This window comes from Bacteroidota bacterium, assembly GCA_016194975.1.
Classification (GTDB): Bacteria; Bacteroidota; Bacteroidia; order Palsa-965; family Palsa-965.
In genome coordinates, this window is sequence record JACQAM010000023.1 from 345013 (window position 1) to 365706 (window position 20694).

At 44.2% G+C, this 20694-nt stretch carries 9 protein-coding genes; 6 read left to right on the plus strand and 3 right to left on the minus strand.

What is annotated here, in order from left to right; all coding sequences use genetic code 11:
* Positions 1-84: 84 nt before the first annotated feature.
* Complete coding sequence (locus HY064_15925) at positions 85-693, minus strand: hypothetical protein (GenBank protein ID MBI3512147.1); 609 nt, start codon at positions 691-693, stop codon at positions 85-87.
* A gap of 169 nt (positions 694-862) precedes the next feature.
* Between HY064_15925 and HY064_15930 the strand changes: the two genes are divergently transcribed.
* The 4 genes from HY064_15930 (at position 863) to HY064_15945 (ending at position 6195) form a co-directional block, all read left to right on the plus strand.
* Entirely contained in the window at positions 863-1072 is a 210-nt protein-coding gene (locus HY064_15930) for a hypothetical protein (protein ID MBI3512148.1), read from the plus strand.
* A gap of 355 nt (positions 1073-1427) precedes the next feature.
* Positions 1428-3071 carry an ATP-binding cassette domain-containing protein gene (locus HY064_15935; protein MBI3512149.1) on the plus strand — a complete coding sequence of 548 codons (1644 nt, stop codon included), beginning with the start codon at positions 1428-1430 and terminating at the stop codon, positions 3069-3071.
* Positions 3072-3439: 368 nt separating this feature from the next.
* On the plus strand, positions 3440-5905 hold the full coding sequence (locus tag HY064_15940; GenBank protein MBI3512150.1) for a T9SS type A sorting domain-containing protein: 2466 nt from the start codon (positions 3440-3442) through the stop codon (positions 5903-5905).
* 56 nt (positions 5906-5961) lie between these two features.
* Positions 5962-6195: a hypothetical protein gene (locus tag HY064_15945; GenBank protein ID MBI3512151.1), complete on the plus strand. Its 234-nt coding sequence runs from the start codon at positions 5962-5964 to the stop codon at positions 6193-6195.
* A gap of 405 nt (positions 6196-6600) precedes the next feature.
* Here HY064_15945 and HY064_15950 read toward each other — a convergent pair whose 3' ends face one another.
* Together HY064_15950 and HY064_15955 are read right to left on the minus strand one after the other, a co-directional pair.
* Entirely contained in the window at positions 6601-12957 is a 6357-nt protein-coding gene (locus HY064_15950; protein ID MBI3512152.1) for a hypothetical protein, read from the minus strand.
* A 226-nt stretch (positions 12958-13183) separates the two neighbouring features.
* The gene (locus HY064_15955) at positions 13184-13573 is read right to left on the minus strand and encodes a hypothetical protein (protein MBI3512153.1); all 390 of its coding nucleotides are present in this window, start codon (positions 13571-13573) and stop codon (positions 13184-13186) included.
* Between the two features lie 242 nt (positions 13574-13815).
* Between HY064_15955 and HY064_15960 the strand changes: the two genes are divergently transcribed.
* Positions 13816-19440, plus strand: coding sequence for a hypothetical protein (locus HY064_15960; protein ID MBI3512154.1), 5625 nt, complete (start codon positions 13816-13818; stop codon positions 19438-19440).
* Between the two features lie 102 nt (positions 19441-19542).
* A partial coding sequence (locus HY064_15965) for a tetratricopeptide repeat protein (GenBank protein MBI3512155.1) occupies positions 19543-20694 on the plus strand: 1152 nt, incomplete at its 3' end.

The following is a 20694-nucleotide window of genomic DNA, read 5'->3' on the forward strand; positions in this document are numbered from 1 at the left end:
CGGGGTTTACTATTCGTAAATGAGGATTTTGAGGACGCAGCACAACGCAGCAATTCGAAGTTATTAGAGATGCCCATAAATAAATCACTTCATGTCGGGATTGTTAATTGAATCCATCATACTCTGAATCATTCCAGCCATATCCTGGTCACCATAGTCCATTCGCCCTACGATCCTCCATCCTGTTTTTGCTTTCGCCGTTTTATCGATCGCGAGATGGTATTCTTTGCCCTTGCAATCGATAACCATTTTCATCGCCATGGATTCAAATCCACCCTGGTCTTTCCTGTCGTATTCGCCTTTTTTGAATTTCGCCTGGCTCCAGTCTATTCCGTCTTTGGTTCCTGCATCGCGAACTTCATCGAATGTCTTTTTTGAATTCTCAGTGATATCTTTCATCATCTCATCAGCATGACTGACCATGTCTTTATCACTTTGATCCTTTGAAGAATTCATCAGGGCTATCATTTCCTCTTTGTTTATTACCAGGCGCGAAAACGCGGTGAAATCATTTTTGCTCAACGCTGTCACGATCTCCGTTGCAAATGCATCAGGGTCGGTAAAATTGGAAAGTTTTCCAATGGAATCTGCTTTGGTTGTTGAATCGGCTTTGGCTTTATCGGCAGCAGAACCGCACGAAAAAGCGAAGAAGATGGAGGTTGCAAAAACGGAGCAGAGAAGTACTTTTTTCATAAGGATTTTTTTAGTTAAATAGGATTCAAATGTAAAAAAAACAAATAACACCGCGAATGTCCGTCCATTTATATATTGAAAACGACCGCTTGCAATTCATTGCGAAGAAACCTATGGTTATGGAATGAATTGGCACGTTGTATGGGTTATGAGAATTAGAACTTAGAACATGAAAACCCGCGAAATAATAGAGTCGTTCGACCGCATCAGCAGATGTATCCGCTCCAGCAGATCATTGCCGCAACTTGCAACTGCGGAGCGCATCGTCGATCTTTTCCGCAAGCAACATTCCAACCCGGAGCTGAGCGAAAAACTGTATTATATTTTTATTGAAAAAGCAAATGAGCTTCATTATTTCGAGTGGAAGGATTGTGCGTGAAGAAAAAATGTCATTCGTAATTCGCATACCCGCACTTCGCATTTTCGTCCCGAACCTGTTCGGGATTCGCATTCCGTTCCCACATTCGTAATTCGCAAATCCACACTTCGCATTTTCGTCCCGAACCCGTTCGGGATTCGCACTTCGTTCCCGCATTCGTAATTCACATATCCGGAATTTAATTTCCTTTATTCTTTTTTTTCCTCTTCCCTCAATTCTTTATGGTAAAGGTCGTCGTAATATTTATACTTATCCATATCACCTGTTCAGTAAATCAACTCCAACTCATTTCTCATAACCGGTTACTCAATACTCATAACCAATTCCGTACATTTGCGCTCTTTGATAAAATAAAATGATCACTGTTACTAATCTTACTTTACAATACGGCAAACGCGTCCTCTTCGATGAAGTGGAACTGAAATTCACGCCGGGAAACTGCTACGGAATAATCGGTGCGAACGGCGCGGGAAAATCAACCTTTATGAAAATTCTGTCGGGAGAAATTGAACCGACGAAAGGAAGTGTAAGCATCACGCCCGGGCAACGCATGTCCGTGCTTTCGCAGGATCACTTTGCATTCGACCAGTGCATCGTACTGCAAACGGTGGTCATGGGAAATAAAAAACTGCACAAAGTGATGCAGGAAAAAGATGCGATCTATGCGAAAACAGATTTTTCGGAAGCAGACGGATTGCGCGCCTCAGAACTGGAAGCTGAATTCGCAGAGATGAACGGATGGAATGCAGAGAATGAAGCAGCCGACCTGTTGAGCAAACTTGGAATTGCAGAAGCGCTTCACCAGAAATCCATGAGCGAACTCAATGGAAAAGAAAAAGTGCGCGTGCTTCTTGCCCAGGCGCTTTTCGGTAATCCCGATATTCTTCTGCTCGATGAGCCAACGAACGATCTCGACGTGGAAACAATTTCCTGGCTCGAAGATTTTTTAGCAGAATACAAAAATATTGTCCTCGTCGTTTCTCATGACCGCCACTTTCTCGACGCCGTGTGCACGCACGTGTGCGATATCGATTTCAGGAAAATTTCTCTTTACACAGGAAATTATTCGTTCTGGTATGAAGCGTCGCAGCTCGCGCACAAACAACGCGCCGATCAGAATCGTAAAGTGGAAGACAAACGGAAAGAACTCCAGGATTTCATTGCACGTTTCTCGGCGAATGCTTCTAAATCACGACAGGCCACTTCAAGAAAAAAATTACTGGAGAAATTAAATATCGACGAATTGCCCGCGAGCAACCGGAAATATCCCGCCATCATTTTTAAAATGGATCGCGAACCCGGCGACCAGATCCTGAACGTCGAAAATCTTTCTGCTTCCAATGAAAATGAAAAAATATTTTCGAATGTAAGTTTCCGTTTGAAAAAAGGCGACCGCATCGGTTTTCTCGCCAAAGATCATCTCGCGATCACGAAACTTTTCGATCTTCTTTCAGGCGATGAAAAAAATACGAACGGAAAAATAGAATGGGGACAAACCATCCAGAACGCTTATCTCCCGAATGAAAATCTGAAATATTTTTCGGGATCGGATAATCTCATCGACTGGCTGCGTCAATTTTCAAAAGACAAAGACGAAACATTCATCCGTGGATTTCTCGGCAAAATGCTTTTCTCCGGCGAAGAAACACTGAAAAAAGTGAATGTGCTTTCCGGCGGAGAAAAAGTGCGCTGCATGCTCTCGCGCATGATGCTCAACGGCGCCAACTGTTTGCTCTTTGATGAACCCACCAATCACCTCGATCTCGAATCTATTACCGCCATTAATAATTCCATGCGCGATTTCAAGGGAATTATTCTTTTCACTTCGCACGACCACGAACTCATGCAAACCGTGGCGAACCGCATCATCGAACTCACGCCAAATGGAATTCTCGACAAGATGATGACGTATGATGAATACATCAATGACACAGAAGTGAAATTGCAGAGAGAAAATTTGTATTCGGAGAAAAAGAAAAAAGCGGGAAGTACGCAGTAGGCACAATAAAAATCCGTGAAACTAATCCCCGCCTGCCGAAGTGCAGGCAAGTGCGCAGGCGGGCAGTGGCAATATTATTTGTCGTTTACTGTGAAAGACAGGAATGAAAAACGGTAATAAATTTTCCTGACCTTCAGGAGCGCAACAACATCACTTCAAAGTTTCTCTCCTCCCGCTACCGCAATGTCGGAGCCAGTTGCGGTATCGGGGCTACGCGAAAATTCTGCATCACATTTTATTTTCTCCTGTGGCTTCCCCTGTACCTTGTGCCTGATTTTTTTGCCTTCAGGGAAATTCATTTGAGAAATGAATTCCTATCTTCTCCAATATTTATTATCTTTATTATTCACGGATAAATTTCCACCGGCATGAAAAAAATCTACTCCACTCTTGTAATCTGCATTACTGCTGTCATTTCTTTTTCACAGAATATCGTCACACCTGCCTCCGATATTTCCCCTCTCAAATACAATTGGAGCGATGATAATTCCAGAACGGGAAACATGCAAACACAGGCCATGAATTCGCGCAGCGATACTTTTGATATTCTTCATTACACAATCAAACTCAACATCACCGATTTTACCACCGACACCATTCGCGGAAATACAAAAATTCATTTTACGCCGCTCATCACCAATCAGAATTACATCGATCTCGATCTGCTGCACATGAGAATAGATTCCATTATCATGAACAGCGCTTCACTCACGTGGACGTACACCGACACACTCCTGCGTGCGAATTTTGCTGTGGCCATGAACACCGGCGACACCAGCGATCTTATTGTTTATTATCATGGAAAACCGCAAATAGATCCTTCGGGCTGGGGCGGATTTTATTTTCAGAGTGGATACGCCTACAATCTCGGTGTTGGTTTTCAAACCTATCCTGTGAACTTCGGCCGCGCATGGTATCCCTGCTTCGATAATTTTGTAGAGCGCGCTCCTTACACTTTTATCATTGGCAGCGCCGCTACAAAACCCGCTTATTGCAATGGCGTACTCGGCGCCGATACAACCGATGTGAATGGTGTTCGCTGGAGAACGTGGGATCTTACTGAAACAATTCCATCTTATCTCGCCTCTGTTGCAGTCGCATCTTACACGCAGGTGAACTGGACACACAGTGGAATTTATGGCAGCTATCCCATCATTCTCACTGCAGTTCCTACTGATACTACTCCGCTGAAAAATTCTTTTATCCATCTCAACGATGCACTCGATGCTTTTGAAAATCGTTACGGCCCTTACGAATGGCCGCGCGTTGGTTATTGTCTTGTTCCGTTCAACAACGGCGCAATGGAACACGCTACTAATATTTCTTACCCGAGAATTGCAGCGAACGGCTCACTCACTTATGAAGCCGACATCATGGCGCATGAACTTTCTCATCACTGGTTCGGTGATAATCCTACGTGCAGAACAGAACCGGAAATGTGGTTGAATGAAGGATGGGCTTCTTATTCCGAAGAAATTTTTACAGAATGGGAATACGGCCGTCCCGCTTACGACGCAGCCGTTCTTGCGCGACACGATGAAGTAGTTCATTATATTCATCATCGCGAAGGTGGATTCCGGGCAGTATCCGGCGTTCCTCATCAATATACTTATGGCGATCATGTTTACCTGAAAGGTTCCGATGTTGCGCACACGTTGCGCGGATACATGGGCGATTCACTTTTCTTCTCGTCGCTTCATTATTATTTGCAGCAGGAACAATTTACCGACGTGAGCAGCACCGATCTCATGAATGATCTCATCGCTTCAAGCGGACTTAATTATCTCACTGATTTTTTCAACGACTGGGTTTTCAATCCGGGCTGGCCGCATTTTTCCATCGATTCAACGGTGGTCGTTCCTAATGGGCCGAATTATGATGTGACGGTTTATGTTCGTCAAAAACTTTTTGGTGCGCCGCAATATTTCACGAATGTTCCTCTTGAATTTTCTTTTTTCAAAAACAACTGGCAGGAAGATACCGTTCGCCGTTTCATCAGCGGGCAATACACGAATTTCACTGTTACACTTCCTTTTAATCCGGTTTACACGGCGCTTGATCTTCACGGACTCATCAGCGATGCGATCTCCGATAAATATTTAGTGATCAATTCAAACGGACAATATACTTACACCGAACCGAAATGTATTCTCACGGTGAATTCCATTTCAGATTCTGCACTCGTGCGCATCGAACACAATTATGTGAAACCCGATTCGATAAAAGTGAATTCAAATAATTATCGTTTGTCCATTCAGCGTTACTGGAACATTGAAGGAATTTTTCCGTCGAACTTTTATGCGAGCGGAAGATTTTATTACGACGGAAGAACAACATCAACAAGCGGCCAGGGTTTCTGGCTCGACAATGATCTCACGATTCCGAATGGCGATAGTATTATTTTACTTTATCGCCGTGATGCAAGTGATGACTGGCACGAGTGGCAGCATTACACGAAATTCATCATTGGTTCTTCTTCACTTTCGAAATATGGTTATGTGGATGCAGATTCGCTGATGCCGGGACAATACGCTTTTGCCAATGGAGTCTCCACGGTGCTGATAGGCGTGCACGAATTACCCGCGCCTGCGCCTGAAGTGGTGGCTTATCCGAATCCAGCATTTCGCCAGCTCACCATCGAGTGGCCCGGTGCGAATAATGATCCTGTGCTCATTAATATTTTTGACATGAACGGAAAATTGGTTCATTCAGAAAATGTAACGGGAATACAATCGCAGGTAGAAATTTCAAACTGGACCGGCGGAGAATATTTTGTGCAGGTGATGCAGGATGGAAAAGAGATCGGAAAAAAACAAGTGGTGATCGTGCACTGAGAAAATATTACCGAATCGAACTTTATGATTAATTTTACTTCTCACAATTTCAAAAAATGAATATTGCAGTCACAAAACTCGAACTGGTGAAACGCCTTCTGGAAACAGAAGACAAAGACATAATCAATTATATCAAAGCTCTTTTTGATTCTCACGAAGAGAGTTGGTTTAAAAACCTTCCTGAAGAAATTAAGGCCTCGGTCAAAAAAGGAATTTCCGATTCTAAGAAAGGGAAAGTGATCCCCCATGATGATATGAGAAAAAAATACCAGAAATGGTTAAAGAAGTAACCTGGACACTTGAAGCTGAATTAAGATTCTTCAAAGTCATTGAATATTTAAAGTCGGAATGGAGCGATCGTGAAGTTGAAAATTTTGTAAGTGAAACTGACCGGTAATCGAATTCATCTCCAAGCACCCTGAAATTTTCAGAAAGACAGATCTTCCGGGTATTCATGAAGCAATTATAACACCCCACAATTTACTCGTGTATGAAATAAGGGCCTGGAAAATTGTGATACTTACGTTCTGGGATACAAGGCAAAATCCGAAAAAGAAAAAATACAAATAGTCTTTTCGGTCCATGGAGGTTTTTTCAAATAAAAAACAAGTGATGATCGTGCACTGAGAATTTTTTTCTGTCTTCTGTCCCGCCTGCAATCGGAATTCGCCGGGAAAGTTTCTGCTTACTGATGTCTATCGTATTAGCACCACTTTCGTAGAATACATTTTATCAGGAAGCTGAACGAAGATGAGGTAAGTTCCAGTTGCTGCACCGTCCATCGGAATATCCACACGTCCCTGTCCAACGTAATCTTCCTTACTCGCATACAATTCTCCTGTAGAAGTGTAAACTTTTATCACACCTTTTTCAACTACGGGAAGATCGAACAGCACACCGAATGATTCCGGCCCGGTTGTGAATTCTACATTTCCGTCATTCGAAAAAGGATTTATTCCCGTATTGTCAATGATCAATACTGTATGATACGTTGTATCCTGGCAGGTTCCATCATCCGCAACAAGCATCACCGTAAAAGTTCCTGCTGTTCCGTAAGAATAATTCGGACTCGTGGTAGTCGATTGTGGTCCGCCATCACCAAAATCCCAGAGTGAAGAAGTTGTATTGCTGGAAGAATTCTGGAAAAGGATCAGTGAATTCAGAATTGCAGTGTCGGGAGTGGGAACAAAATCTGCAGTGAGAGAAGAATTGGTTGGAAGAATAAAATGTACAGTGTCAATGCAACCATTCGTATCGGCAATGAACAACTGGTAATTTCCCATCGTAACATTAGCGAGCGTATCTCCATTGCTGCCGTCTGACCACGTGAGCGTGAACGGAGGAGTTCCCCCGGTGATCGCATTTATAATAATGGCGCCATCATTCGTGTAAGAACAAGTGGACGGAGTAAAAGTTGCACCGGTTTGCAATGCAGGCGGGCCGGTAACAGAAATAGTATCCGTTCTGAAATTACAGTAACCATTATTTCCATTCACCTCCACAATATAATTTGCAGGAATAAGTCCGCTGAGTGTATCTGTTCCCGAAATATTAGAATGAGTTGCAATAATATTTCCGGAAGCATCTTTCCATGTATAATCCCACGGGCCATTACCGGTTCCTTTTGCGAATGCTTTTCCATCATTGTGATTCAAACAAGTTGCAGGTACATCGCCGGCGGTGAGTGCCGGGCCGAAATGAAGAATAAAACGAACAGCGCTTGTAGTATCCGACATGAAAAAAGAATACGTAGCATTCTGTGTGAGTTGCGTTGTTGTCCCGGTAAGAAGATCTTCGAGCGTGATGCACATGGAATTCGGAAGATCAGAAATTGAATCGCGTCGTATTGTGTAATTTCCTGTAACACCTGCTTTCACGCGAAGAGGAACCGTGATATCTGAATTGAAAGTGGGAAGAGTATTGATGGAAAGATCCTGGAAATTGGTGGTCACACTTGCGAGATATGGAACAGTGGTATCTGAACTTGCAAGTTTGTACGCATCCATATTCACATCGAAAGTATCTGTTGCAGCAGGATCAAAACGAATAATAGATTGATCGGTGCCGGGAGATCCTGTGACAGAAAGACTGAGCAAATTATTTTGCGATTGAATTTGCGCGGAACGCATGTACGACTGATCGACAAAAGTTTTTACCGATTCTGTAAGTGAAATAGAAGGGCCCGCTGCGATCGCGTGCACCCAGAACGCATGCGACGAAGGAATATTTTTTGATCCGCCATTCACGCCAATTCCGGAAACGTAAGAAGCATATTGTCTCAAAGAAGGATTCCAGATACTTAAAACATTATCGGTGTTGGTTCTCGTCCATCCTGCAGCGTCCCAGTCAATGGAACTCGGGTATGGATTTGCAACCATGTTCCATCCGTCTTCTGCAAGTCCGGCAGAAGGAGTATACGTGAGTGAATAAGATTGTCCGAATTTCAGCGGCGCGCCTGTTACTGCAACAGGAACAGGAAGCGGCCCAACATAAACGAAATATCCTTTGTCCGCAACGATAGGATTAGTCACACTCGTTGGAGCACTGTATCCGACACTTTTTAATCCCGGTGCAGTTTCATCATAAGTTGCAATGGAATAAAAAGCCATTGCGGGAAAATCAGATCCTGGAAATCCAGACGTAACAAGATCATCATTCCAATCTGCAAGCGTTGTTCCGCTTACAGGCGCGCACATTTGTCTCCATTCCGTTGGCCCGGTATAAATGTAACGTTGCATCGTAATATTTCCGGTGATGTCTCCGCCGGTGATTTCTGCAATGCGCGCTGTGCCTGAAATGTCAGAGAGCAATGTGAATGTAAATCCTGTTGTAGTGAACATTCCGGAAGTAAGCGTAAGTGTTCCGTGAATTTTTTCATTCGTTGCAAGCGTTGCTCCTGCTCCGTTGATCGTGAGATTTCTGAAAGTCGTTACGGAAGTTCCTCCGATCGTCTGCGTTGCTCCTCCGTTGCAAATTACAGTTCCAGTTGTTCCCGCTGCAAAATTTCCATTATTGATAAAGTTTCCCCGCGCAGAAATTGTGAAACCTGTCGCGCCAACAGAAACTGAATCGCCTGCATTGATCGTAATGTTTCCGCAGTTGATTGGAAAACCAATCGTGGTCAGTCCTCCGTTAATGAAATTTATATGATTGAAATTTTCTACAGCTATTGTTCCGCTCACCGATTCACTTCCTGAAGTTGAAAAATTAATGGTGCTTGATCCGGGTACAACTGTTGCCCCGTTGTCTGTCCAGTCTCCATTGAGATTGATGATATTTCCTGCTGTGAATGTTCCCGAAGTGAGAAGAATAAAAGCAGTTGGAGTTGCATTCACATTCATAACAGACGGTGCGGTGAAATTTCCGGTGGTCTCTGTGAATTTGTTCGTGTTGATCGTACTTGTACTTCCGCCGACTGTAAGTGTAGTACCTGCGGTTTTCAGAATAAAAATATCGTAGAAAGATTGTGATGTGGCGGTACCATTGATCGCTTGTGCCAGCGTACCTGTGAAATTCACACGGCCGGTTCCCGGAATAAAAGTTCCACCGTTGTTCGTCCAGTTTCCTTTAATGTTGGTTGTTGTTCCTGCCGTGAATGTTCCTGATGAAAGCAGAAGATTGGCAGTCGCTGTTGAATTAATATTGAGAGTTGCCGGTGAATTGAAATTGCCTGTAGTTTCTGTAAGATTATTTGTGGTGATTGTATTTGTACTTCCTCCAGATGCAAGCGTAGTTCCTGCCGATTTTGCGATCACTACATTGTAAAAGGTTTGTGATGTTGCCGCTCCACCGATCGTTTGATTTAAAGTTCCCGTAAAATTCACTACGCCTGTTCCCGGGAAAAAATTTCCTCCGTTGTAAGTCCAGTCGCCTGTAATGTTGGTGGTGCTGCCCGCGGTGAAATTACCGGCCGTAAGAAGAAGTGATGCAAATGCGGAAGCATTTATGTTGAGCGTGGCAGGCGCTGTGAAATTTCCTGAAGTTTCAGTGAGATTATTTGTTGTCAGTGTGGTTGTGCTGCCTCCAACCGATAGCGTTGTCCCTGCTGTTTTTGCGACCACCACATTATAGAAGTTCTGCGCAACTGCTGTTCCATTTATTGCCTGCGCAAGTGTTCCGGTAAAATTTGTTGTTCCTGTTCCTGGAATAAAAGTTCCGCCATTCTTCGTCCAGTTGCCCGTGATGTTCATTGTTGTTCCCGCAGTAAAAATTCCGGAAGTGAGCAACACGCTTGCCGAAGATGAAGCGGTGACATTCAATGTTGCAGGAGCTGTGAAATTTCCTGTGGTCTCGGTAATATTATTTGTGGTGAGTGTTGTAGTACTTCCACCAACTGATAAAGTTGTTCCTGCAGTCTTGAGTAAAACAATATTGTAAAAATTCTGCGAGGTTGCTGTACCACTGATCGCCTGCGCAGCAGTTCCGGTAAAATTTGTTGTGCTTGTTGCGGGAACTGTGCTTGCTCCGTTGTTCGTCCAGTTGCCGGTGATATTCACAGTTGTTCCGAATGTAAATGTTCCCGCTGTAAGCACAACTGCAGAAGCGGCCGCTGTATTCACATTCAGCGTTGCGGCAGAAGTAAAATTCCCGGAGGTCTCCGTGAAATTATTCAGCGTAACAGTTGTTGTACTTCCACCAACCGACAAAGTACTTCCCGCATTTTTCTGAACAACAACATTATTGAAGGTTTGTGTTATAGCACTACCATTGATCGCAGCATTCGCAGCACCGTTGAATGTGGTGGTGTTGGTGCCGAAAGTATAAGTTCCCCCGGTATTAGTCCAGTTTCCTCCTGCAGTTACATTCAGGTTGCTCGTATTGAAAGTTCCGCTTTGTAATTCCACATCATTGATCACCGTCAGTGGATTCGTGATCAGCAACGCTGTGACATTCGCACTCGCCACTCTGAATCCACCAACCGGTGTTACCGTATTCACACGTATCGTTTGCCCTGCAGGCGATGACACATCACCGATCTGCAAAACTCCTCCGGTCACTGCATTGATGTTGGCGCCTGTACAGAGAAAACCAAGATTCGCTCCTCCACTTCTCCGGATAATGATGAGTCCGCCTGACTGGCTGAATTGCGAACCACTCACATCCATCATGAAGGGCGCGTTGGTTGTAGATGTGGAACCCGTCGTATTAACTGTAAGTGTTCCGGCAGTGATGTTGAAACGTGTGAGCGTTACAACATTCGCGCGATCGAATCGCCCTGCTATATTCACTGTCCCTCCATTCATCAGGAATAATCCTCCATTGGCAACAAGTGAATTATCTGTAGCATTACCGATGTTCAGTGTTCCCGAAGTAACCTGCAGTTGGCCGAATAAATTAATATTTCCTCCTGTAGTATTTGCAATGAGCGAAGAACTGTTCAACCACAATCTTGTTGATGAAGGAATATCCGAAGTTGCTGTATAAGGGGTGACCGTTGATGCAGCAGTCGTAGAAATTTTAAAAGTTCCATTGACGAGAGTAAGAAATCCCGTTGCTGCTACGAACGAAGAAATTTGCATATCCACAATCCGGCTCGTATCGGGTCCTTTATTCACCGTAATATTATTGAACTTGTTCGTCGCTCCTGATCCGTTCACAACCTGCGCTGCATATGGATGTAAAAAAGCAACATCGCAAAAACTATTCAGGTCGGGTTGCAGATCAACAACTCCGTTGTTGGTAAGATTTCCATACAGATTCAACTGGTGAGTGGTGTTGGATGCAACATTCACGGTCAGCGTTCCGTTCGTTCCAACTATAATATTTCCATTCACATCCAGCGAACGATTCGTAGCATTATTTCCGAAACGCAGAACAGAAGCCGCGCCGCCCTGGTTGATCGTAAGATTATTGCAGGCAGCATTTACATTGATCGTCACGGTGTGGCCATTGGCAATAATGACATTATCGCCTGCACCGGGAACTGCATTAATATTCCAGGTAGAAGCCGTATTCCAGTTTCCGGTAACAACTGAAATATAAGTGGAGCCCGCAGTCGTCGCCTGTGTTCCGGACAAGAATGTTGAACTCAGGCATCCTTCCGTCACCGCGTACACCCGCCAGTAGTAGGTTGTACTGGAATACAACCCTGTAACGAGAGCGCTCGTTGCATTGGCCGCGGTCTGCGAAATGAAATTCCAGTTGATGGCATCTGTCGAATTATAGATCACATATCCCACTTCATTCGTCGCCCAGTTCGGAAAATTCAAAGTCATCTGCGAAGACTGAACTCCGGAAAATGTGAGTGACCCGGAAGGATTCAGCGGAACCGGAGGTGTAAATGTGAGAATAGAATTCGCTGCCGGCATTACTGATAAACTGTTCTGTACCGCATTGGAGAATGTAGCCGTATTCGCTGTTTGCTGATCAGATAATTGCGCTACAGTAGGAGATGAATTCATGACCGGCCCATTAATGCCGCACGTATAGGAAAAAGTTGCAGTGCCCGCGTTCATTGTTCCGTAAGGGTAATCGATGACGCCGGTAGTTTCATGCAGCTTCACCTGGAAATTCATACTCGGCGTTGTGTTCCCATAAACTGCGAGATTAAACCACTCGATTGTGAAAATACGATTAGGCGCTGTTCCGGAAAGATAAGTGCGGATACTATTGCCGAGCGGATTCACCGCTCCCTGCGTGGTCATATCATCATAGAACGGTGCGAGCGCATTAAGCGTTCCGTTTATAGTAGTGAAACGCGTGTTCTGATAACCATAAGGACCACCGGTGGGGCCTCCATCTGCAGTTGAATTCGAAAAATCAAGATAGCCGTTTGTTGAAACACAAACTGTCGTATACCGAACACCATCATACCAGAAATCAAAACCAATATTTACAGGATACGAACGATTGTCATCATCAATATAACTACCGGTGTTCCTCCAACTGTTGCATGGAGTAGCAAGATTCAGTACAGAAACATAACTGACTCCAGTAGCTCGTGTCACTGCATAATTACCAACTGACTGCGCACGGGTGGGAGAAAATACGGCTGACAGAAGAATTGAAGTGAACACGATCAGCAGCCAGGGGGTAACTGTTTTTGATCGCATTATCGGGTCCTGTTTTTTTAGATGTGCTATATTATGAAATTTCCTTCACTTTATAGCTGTTATTCGACGAGTTCAGCTTATCCTCTGTTGAAGGAATAAATTGCCCGATAAAGGAATATTATATCTATGATCCTGCCCATAAAAAAAGTACCGGGCATTTCTACCCGGTACAGACGCGCATCATCGCGCCACCTCCCGCTACTGCGCCTTCTTCACTCAATATTCATCAGAATTTCACCCTGATGTTTTTGCTTTTTTGTTTGCGGTGAAACAATCCGAGTGTCAGAAAATTATCCGGAGAACGCATTGCACCAAAAAGTTTTCTGAAATTTCCGTGCCCCTCTGTTCCATATTGATTCTTCAACTGGCGCACTTTCGGTGAATTCATTTCTTTCTTTTGTCTTTTGTCATAAGACGCTTTCGGTAATTTGTGGTATTGTATTGAAATTCTTTTCTCCTTTTCGAATGATTTTCCCCTGGAAAAATTTCCGGGAGATGCATTGACAGTGGGGCATGATTCTACTTGTTTTTTTCCTTTGAAATTATTTCCTGCGCTGAGCGGAGAAAGAAATACAAGAGAAAATAAAAGGGTCGCAGATAGGATGGAGGTTTTCATGATTGGTGGTTTTATAATCCTAATGCACTCCACTTTAAAAAGTCACAGTTTGCTCAAAAAAAATCTTAGCCCACCTATTAATCACTGGGCTATGATCGCTGGACTATGATTTTTTTATTTGAGGCAATTTTGAGATTGCTTCTACAATTATCATCCCGTAACCGACACCTGATAAAAAGCAGCTACATCTTATGAATTAGTCCTTCTGTTTGCTTTAGCTTCGTTCTATAAATCCAAAACCTATGTCACGCCGACTTCTTCTTGCCCTCGCTTCCATGGTGGTCATCACCATGGCGATTATTCCGTTCATCGCACCGAGCAGTAAATCTGCTGTAGAATTCACCAAAGTCGATCCCGCATTCAGCCAGTGGGTAAGCGCATTCACTTCCGGAATTATTTCCAATGAATCGCGCATACGCATCACGCTCACGAACGACTACACGGGCCCGATCACGCTCGACAAACCAACCGCGGAAGAATATTTTTCTTTCGATCCGGAAATTCCCGGCAAAACTTATTGGCTCGATAAAAGAACTCTCGAGTTCCGTCCCGATCAACGCATGCCTTCCGATCAGCAATATGCCGTGGAATTCTATCTGAGCAAGATCGTGACGAATGTTCCCGACAAATACAGCACCATGAAATTCAGTTTTCATACCATGAAGCAGGGCTTCAGCGTGGAAACAGATGCGATGCGAACTACTGATAAAAAAACAATGCGATGGCAACAACTCGATGGCGTGCTGAGTACTGCCGATGCGGCCGATCCGAAAATTGTTGAACAATTACTTTCTGTAAAACAGGCCGGTAATTCAAAGATCCATATCAAGTGGACGCACGACGGAGATAATGTGACCAATCATTTTGTGGTGGACAGCATCATGCGCTCGGAAAAAGAAAGTAAAGTTGTTTTATCGTGGGATGGAAAACCGATGAACATCGATTATAAAAATTCGAAAGAGTTCACGATTCCTTCGCTGAAAGATTTTCGTGTTACCGATGTGCGCGTTGAACAGGGCCAGGAACAATGCGTGGTGGTTGAATTCTCCGATCCGCTCCAGGAAAAACAGAATCTCGACGGACTCATTACGCTCGAAGACGGGGGCGCTCTGCGTTTCGCGATCGAAGACAACGATATCAAAGTTTATCCTGAGACGGTGCTCAGCGGCGATCATTCACTGAATGTTGCCACAGGGATAAAAAATATTATTGGTTTTTCATTGCCACATGCATTCACACAGACTTTGTCATTCGAAGAATTGAAACCTGCAGTGAAATTAGTTGGCAATGGAATTATTCTTCCCAATAGCGGCAACGGAATGTTATTCCCGTTCGAAGCAGTGAGTTTGAAATCGATCGACGTGAAAATTATCCGCATTTATGAAAATAATATTCCGCAGTTCCTCCAGGTGAATTCGCTCGACGGCAGCAATGAATTGTACCGCGTTGGAAAAGTGGTGATCAAGAAAAAAATAGATCTCGTTGCAAAAAATAAATCCGATCTCACGAAGTGGATGAATTATTCCCTCGATCTCGGCGACCTCATCAAGGCAGAACCCGGCGCCATTTACCGCGTTTCCATCGGTTTCAAAAAAGATTACGCGATGTACAATTGCCCGAAGGATACCACGCAGAATAATGTGAGCAATGAAGATGATAATTCCGATAACGGATTCGACAATGATGATGAAGATTACAGCGGCGATGGTGAATACGGTTATTACGGCGGAGAATATTACGATTATGAAGATTACGATTATTACGGCGGCGGCAACGATGATCCGTGCGAAGAAAATTATTACTACGGAAAAACAGTTGCAAGAAATATCATCGCTTCCGATCTCGGGCTCATTGCGAAAAAAGGAAATGACGGCGACATGCTTTTTGCCGTGAACAACCTGCTCAGTACCGATCCGGTGAATGCCGCGCAGATAGAAGTGTACGATTTCCAGGAACAATTGCTCGGCTCAGCGCAAACCGATGAAAATGGTTTTGCGAAACTGGATCTGAAAAAGAAAAAACCATTTCTGCTCATTGCCAAAAGCGGCGATCAGCGCGGCTATTTAAAACTTGACAATGGTTCTTCCATTTCCGTTTCTGCATTCGATGTCGGCGGCGATGAAGTTCAGAAAGGACTGAAAGGATTTATTTACGGTGAACGCGGCGTGTGGAGGCCCGGCGATACGTTGTTCCTCGGATTCATTCTCGAAGACAAACAGAATGTGCTCCCGCTCAATCACCCGGTAACGCTCGATCTCTCCAATGCGCGCGGGCAACAGGTAACACGCATTGTGCGCACGGAATCGCTCAACGGATTTTATACGTACGCCATACCTACGGATGCAGATGCGCCTACGGGCAACTGGAATGTGCGCGTGAAAGTGGGCGGAGCAATTTTCAATAAATCATTGAAAGTGGAAACCGTGATGCCGAATCGTTTGAAAATAAATCTTGATTTCGGAAAAGTTACGGCGCTGAACAACGACAAGGATTCGAAAATAAAAATTCATGCTAACTGGCTCACGGGCGCAAAAGCAAAAAATTTGCGCGCAACGGTCGATGCAAGTTTGTACAAAACAACCACCACGTTCAAAGGATATGAGAATTATATTTTCGATGACCCGGCAACGAATTTTTACACCGACAGTAAAACTATTTTCGACGAGAATCTCGATGCGAATGGCGATGCAGAATTCAAACCCGATTTTTCGGGTGAAAATGCACCGGGTATGCTCAATGCATCGTTCAATACGCGCGTGTTCGAAGAAGGCGGCGCATTCAGCAGCGATCATTTTACAATGGATTATTCTCCTTATGATTCCTACGTCGGTTTGTATATGCCCGAAGGAAATTTGTGGGGAGGAATGCTCGAAACAGGAAAAGACTGGAATATGCGGGTGGTTACCGTTGACAAAAACGGAAAAGCCATTTCAAAATCAAAATTGTCAGTGAAAGTTTATAAAGTCGATTGGAGATGGTGGTGGAGTTCCGACAATGATAATCTTGCGAATTATGTAACGAGCGATTATTACCAACCGTATTTTCAGAAAGAGATCAGTACAAAAAATGGTGTCGGTTCTTTTTCGCTCAATGTGAAAAACGAAGATTACGGGCGTTATCTCATTCGCGTTACCGATGAAGAAGGCGGGCATTCCACCGGATCGCTTGCGTGGTTCGACTGGCCGTATTGGGATGGAAGCGGAACAAAAAATACCGATGTGGCAAGCATGCTTCAATTTACTTCCGATAAAACAAAATATAATGTGGGAGATAAAATGACGATCACTATTCCTTCGCCCGGGCAGGGACGCGCACTTGTTTCCATCGAGAATGGTTCAAAGATCATCAGCGCACAATGGATCAAATCGGAAAAGAAAGGAAATCTCACTTGCGAAATTCCGATCACTTCAGAAATGGCGCCGAACGTTTATGTGAATGTTACGCTCATTCAACCACACGGACAAGTGAAGAACGATGCACCGATAAGATTATATGGAGTGATCCCGATCATGGTAGATGATCCCACTACGCATCTCTCCCCGATCGTCACCACTTCTTCTCCCGTCTGGAAACCGGAAGAAAATGCTTCTGTTACTGTTTCGGAAAAAGATGGAAAAGCAATGACGTACACTGTTGCTGTTGTTGATGAAGGATTGCTCGATCTCACACGATTCAAAACTCCCGATCCGTGGAATAATTTTTATTCGCGTGAAGCGCTCGGTGTAAAAACGTGGGACATGTATGATCTCGTGATGGGCGCGTACGGCGCAGAACTCACGCGCGTGCTCGGAATCGGCGGCGACGGATCGGAAACAGATCGCGGAGGAAAAAAAGCAAATCGTTTTAAACCGATGGTGAAATTCATGGGGCCGTTTGAACTGAAACCGGGAGAGAAAAAAACTTCCACCTTCATGATGCCGCAATATGTTGGATCCGTTCGCGTGATGGTGATCGCCGGAGAAAATAATGCGTATGGAAATGCAGAGAAAACTGTTCCGGTGAGAAAACCATTGATGATACTCGGAACATTGCCGCGTGTTGTCGGGCCAGGCGAAACAGTCGATCTTCCTGTAGATGTTTTTGCAATGGAAACGAAAGTGAAAAAAGCTACGGTCACTGTTGCGGTGAATAATCTTTTTACGATCACCGACGGCGCTACAAAAAACACTTCGTTCAAAGAGATCGGCGATAACATTGTTACTTTCCATCTGAAAGTTGCCGATGCGGTGGGAACAGGAGTTGTAAAAATAAATGCAACGGGTGGTGGTGAACATGCAGAATATGAAATTGAACTCGATGTGCGCAATCCGAATCCGGAGATGACCGATGCTTATGAAGCGGTGGTGGATCCCGGACAAACCTGGTCGAGTGATTATTCTCCGGTGGGTGTGCTCGGAACAAATAAAGGAACACTCGAAGTGAGTTCCATTCCGCCGATCAATCTTGGTGAGCGGTTGAATTATCTTCTTTCCTATCCGCACGGGTGCGTGGAGCAAACCACTTCGTCAGTGTTCCCGCAACTTTATCTTGCTGATGTGATGACACTCGATGATAAAAAGAAAAATATTATTGATGTGAATGTGAAAGCGGGAATTCAGAAGTTGAATAATTTCCAGACTTCTTCCGGCGGACTCAGTTACTGGCCCGGAGAAAGTGAACCGAGTGAATGGGGAAGTAATTATGCCGGGCATTTTCTCCTCGAAGCGCAGGCAAAAGGATACACCGTTCCTTCCTCGCTCATCGACAACTGGAAAAAATTTCAGCGCGAGCAAGCCATCAACTGGGCGCCGCATTACGATAAATATTATTACCAGTATGATGATTTTATCCAGGCGTATCGCCTCTACACACTTGCTCTTGCAAAATCTCCTGAACTCGGTGCGATGAATCGTTTGCGCGAAGTGAAAACACTTTCGCTCTCTGCAAAATGGAGATTGGCCGCAGCTTATCAGCTCGCAGGCCAGCCCGAAATTGCGGGAGAAATTGTGAAGGATCTTGCAATGGTAGTTCCCCCGTATTCAGAAATGGATTGGACTTATGGTTGTGGTGATCGCGATGATGCTATGATCCTCGAAACGCTGAGCTTAATGGGAGGAACATGGAGAACGAAAGGCGCATCGCTCGCTAAAAATATTGCGGAGACGATGGACAAATCCGGTTACTGGATGAGTACACAGTCCACTGCTTACTGTCTCATCGCGCTTTGCAAATTCAGCGCATCAGATAAAACTGCGACGGGTGTGAATTATAATTATTCCTTCACCGGGAAAACAGGAAATGTAAATGACAAAAAATCTGTTTCGCAGGTGGATATGAATATCAAAGACACGAATCCGGGAAAAATAACGGTAAAAAATAATGGAGGGAATACTCTTTTCGTTCGCGTGGTCATGAGTGGAATTCCATCTGCCGGACAGGAAAAAGATGCGGAAAATAATCTGAACCTCACTGTTTCTTACACTACAGTAAATGGTTTGCCGCTCGACGTTTCTAAAATAGACCAGGGAACAGATTTCGTTGCATGTGTTACCGTTTACAATCCCGGATTGCATGGTGAGTATCGTCAAATGGCGCTCTCGCAGATCTTTCCTTCCGGTTGGGAAATACGCAATGAAAGAATGGAAGACGGTCCATCGACAGTCACCAGCGATTATTCCGATTACCAGGATATTCGCGACGATCGTGTGTACACTTATTTCTTTGTTCCGCAGCAGAAATCAAAAACGTTCCGCATACAATTGAATGCTGCTTATGCCGGACATTATTATCTGCCGGGAATAAATGTAGAAGCGATGTATGATCACACCATCAATGCGCGCAAGGCGGGACAGTGGGTGGATGTGGTTGGAGAATCGGATATTCAGTAAAATTATTTTTGATTTTTGATTCTACATTTTAGATCGGAAATTCTACGGATAAAAAACTCTCCCTTCAACGGGGGAGTTTTTTTTATTTAATTTCGGTTGAAGATGAAGGAGCTGCGAATAATATTTTTTTTCCTGGTTGTCATTTTTCTTTTTTCCTGCGATGAAGAAGGAAAGAAAAAAAATGATGCGGGTACGAATTCATTGGTTGCCATAAAATATCCATTGCCGCAGAATACGGATTCACTGATTGCTCTTCTTAAAACTCTTCCTGGCGATACGAACAAGGTGAATGCGTTGAACGCACTCTGTTGGCAAATGAAGAACGGAGATCCCGATACGGCCCTGGTCGTTGGCAATGATGCGTTGAATCTCGCTGTTAAATTGAAGTGGGAAAACGGGCAGGCCGATGCGTTGGGGAACATCGGGGTTTGTTACCGGAACAAAGGTGATCATCCCAAATCACTCGATTATTTTATCCGCTCGCTGAAGATTTTCGAGAAAGAAAATGACGGGCTGGGAATCGCAGCACGGCTTGGCAGTATCGGTACCGTTTATTTTTCTGAAGAGGATTTTCCAAAAGCAAAAGAATGGTTCCTGAAAGCACTCCGGAAATCACAGGAGTTGAATGACAAAAGCAAGATTGCGGCACAACTCGGGAACATCGGCAATGTTTATTTCAAAGAAGGGCAATATATTGAGGCCATTGATTACGATAACCGCGCCCTGAATATTTTCCGGGAAATCAAGTCAAAGAAAGAAGTCGAATTGAACCTGAGTAATATCGGAATCAACTACAGTTTCATGGCCAAAGAAAAAAACGATCCTGCTGAACGGGATACGCTTCGGCGGAAAGCAATGCAATATTATTCGCAGGCTTACCAGTTGTCGCTGCAAATGCACAGCAAAAGAAGGCAGGCAAAAAATCTCGGGATGATCGGTTCACTCTATGGAGAAGAATATAATTTTAAACCTGCCTACGATTATGTTTATAAGGCGCTCACCCTTTCTGACAGTATCGGTGCAAAAGATTATGTGAAGGATTGGTATGAAGGATTGAGCACACTTTACGAAGAATCCACCATTCCTCTCCCCGATTCCATTGGCGGAAAATTACTCAACATGGAACAGATGCGTTTGCGTTCGCTCCATTATTTTAAAAGTTATGTGAATCTGCGCGACACACTTTTCTCCCAGGAAAATAAAAAGCAACTCGTGCAGAAGGAAATGAATTATGAATTTGATAAAAAGCAGGAG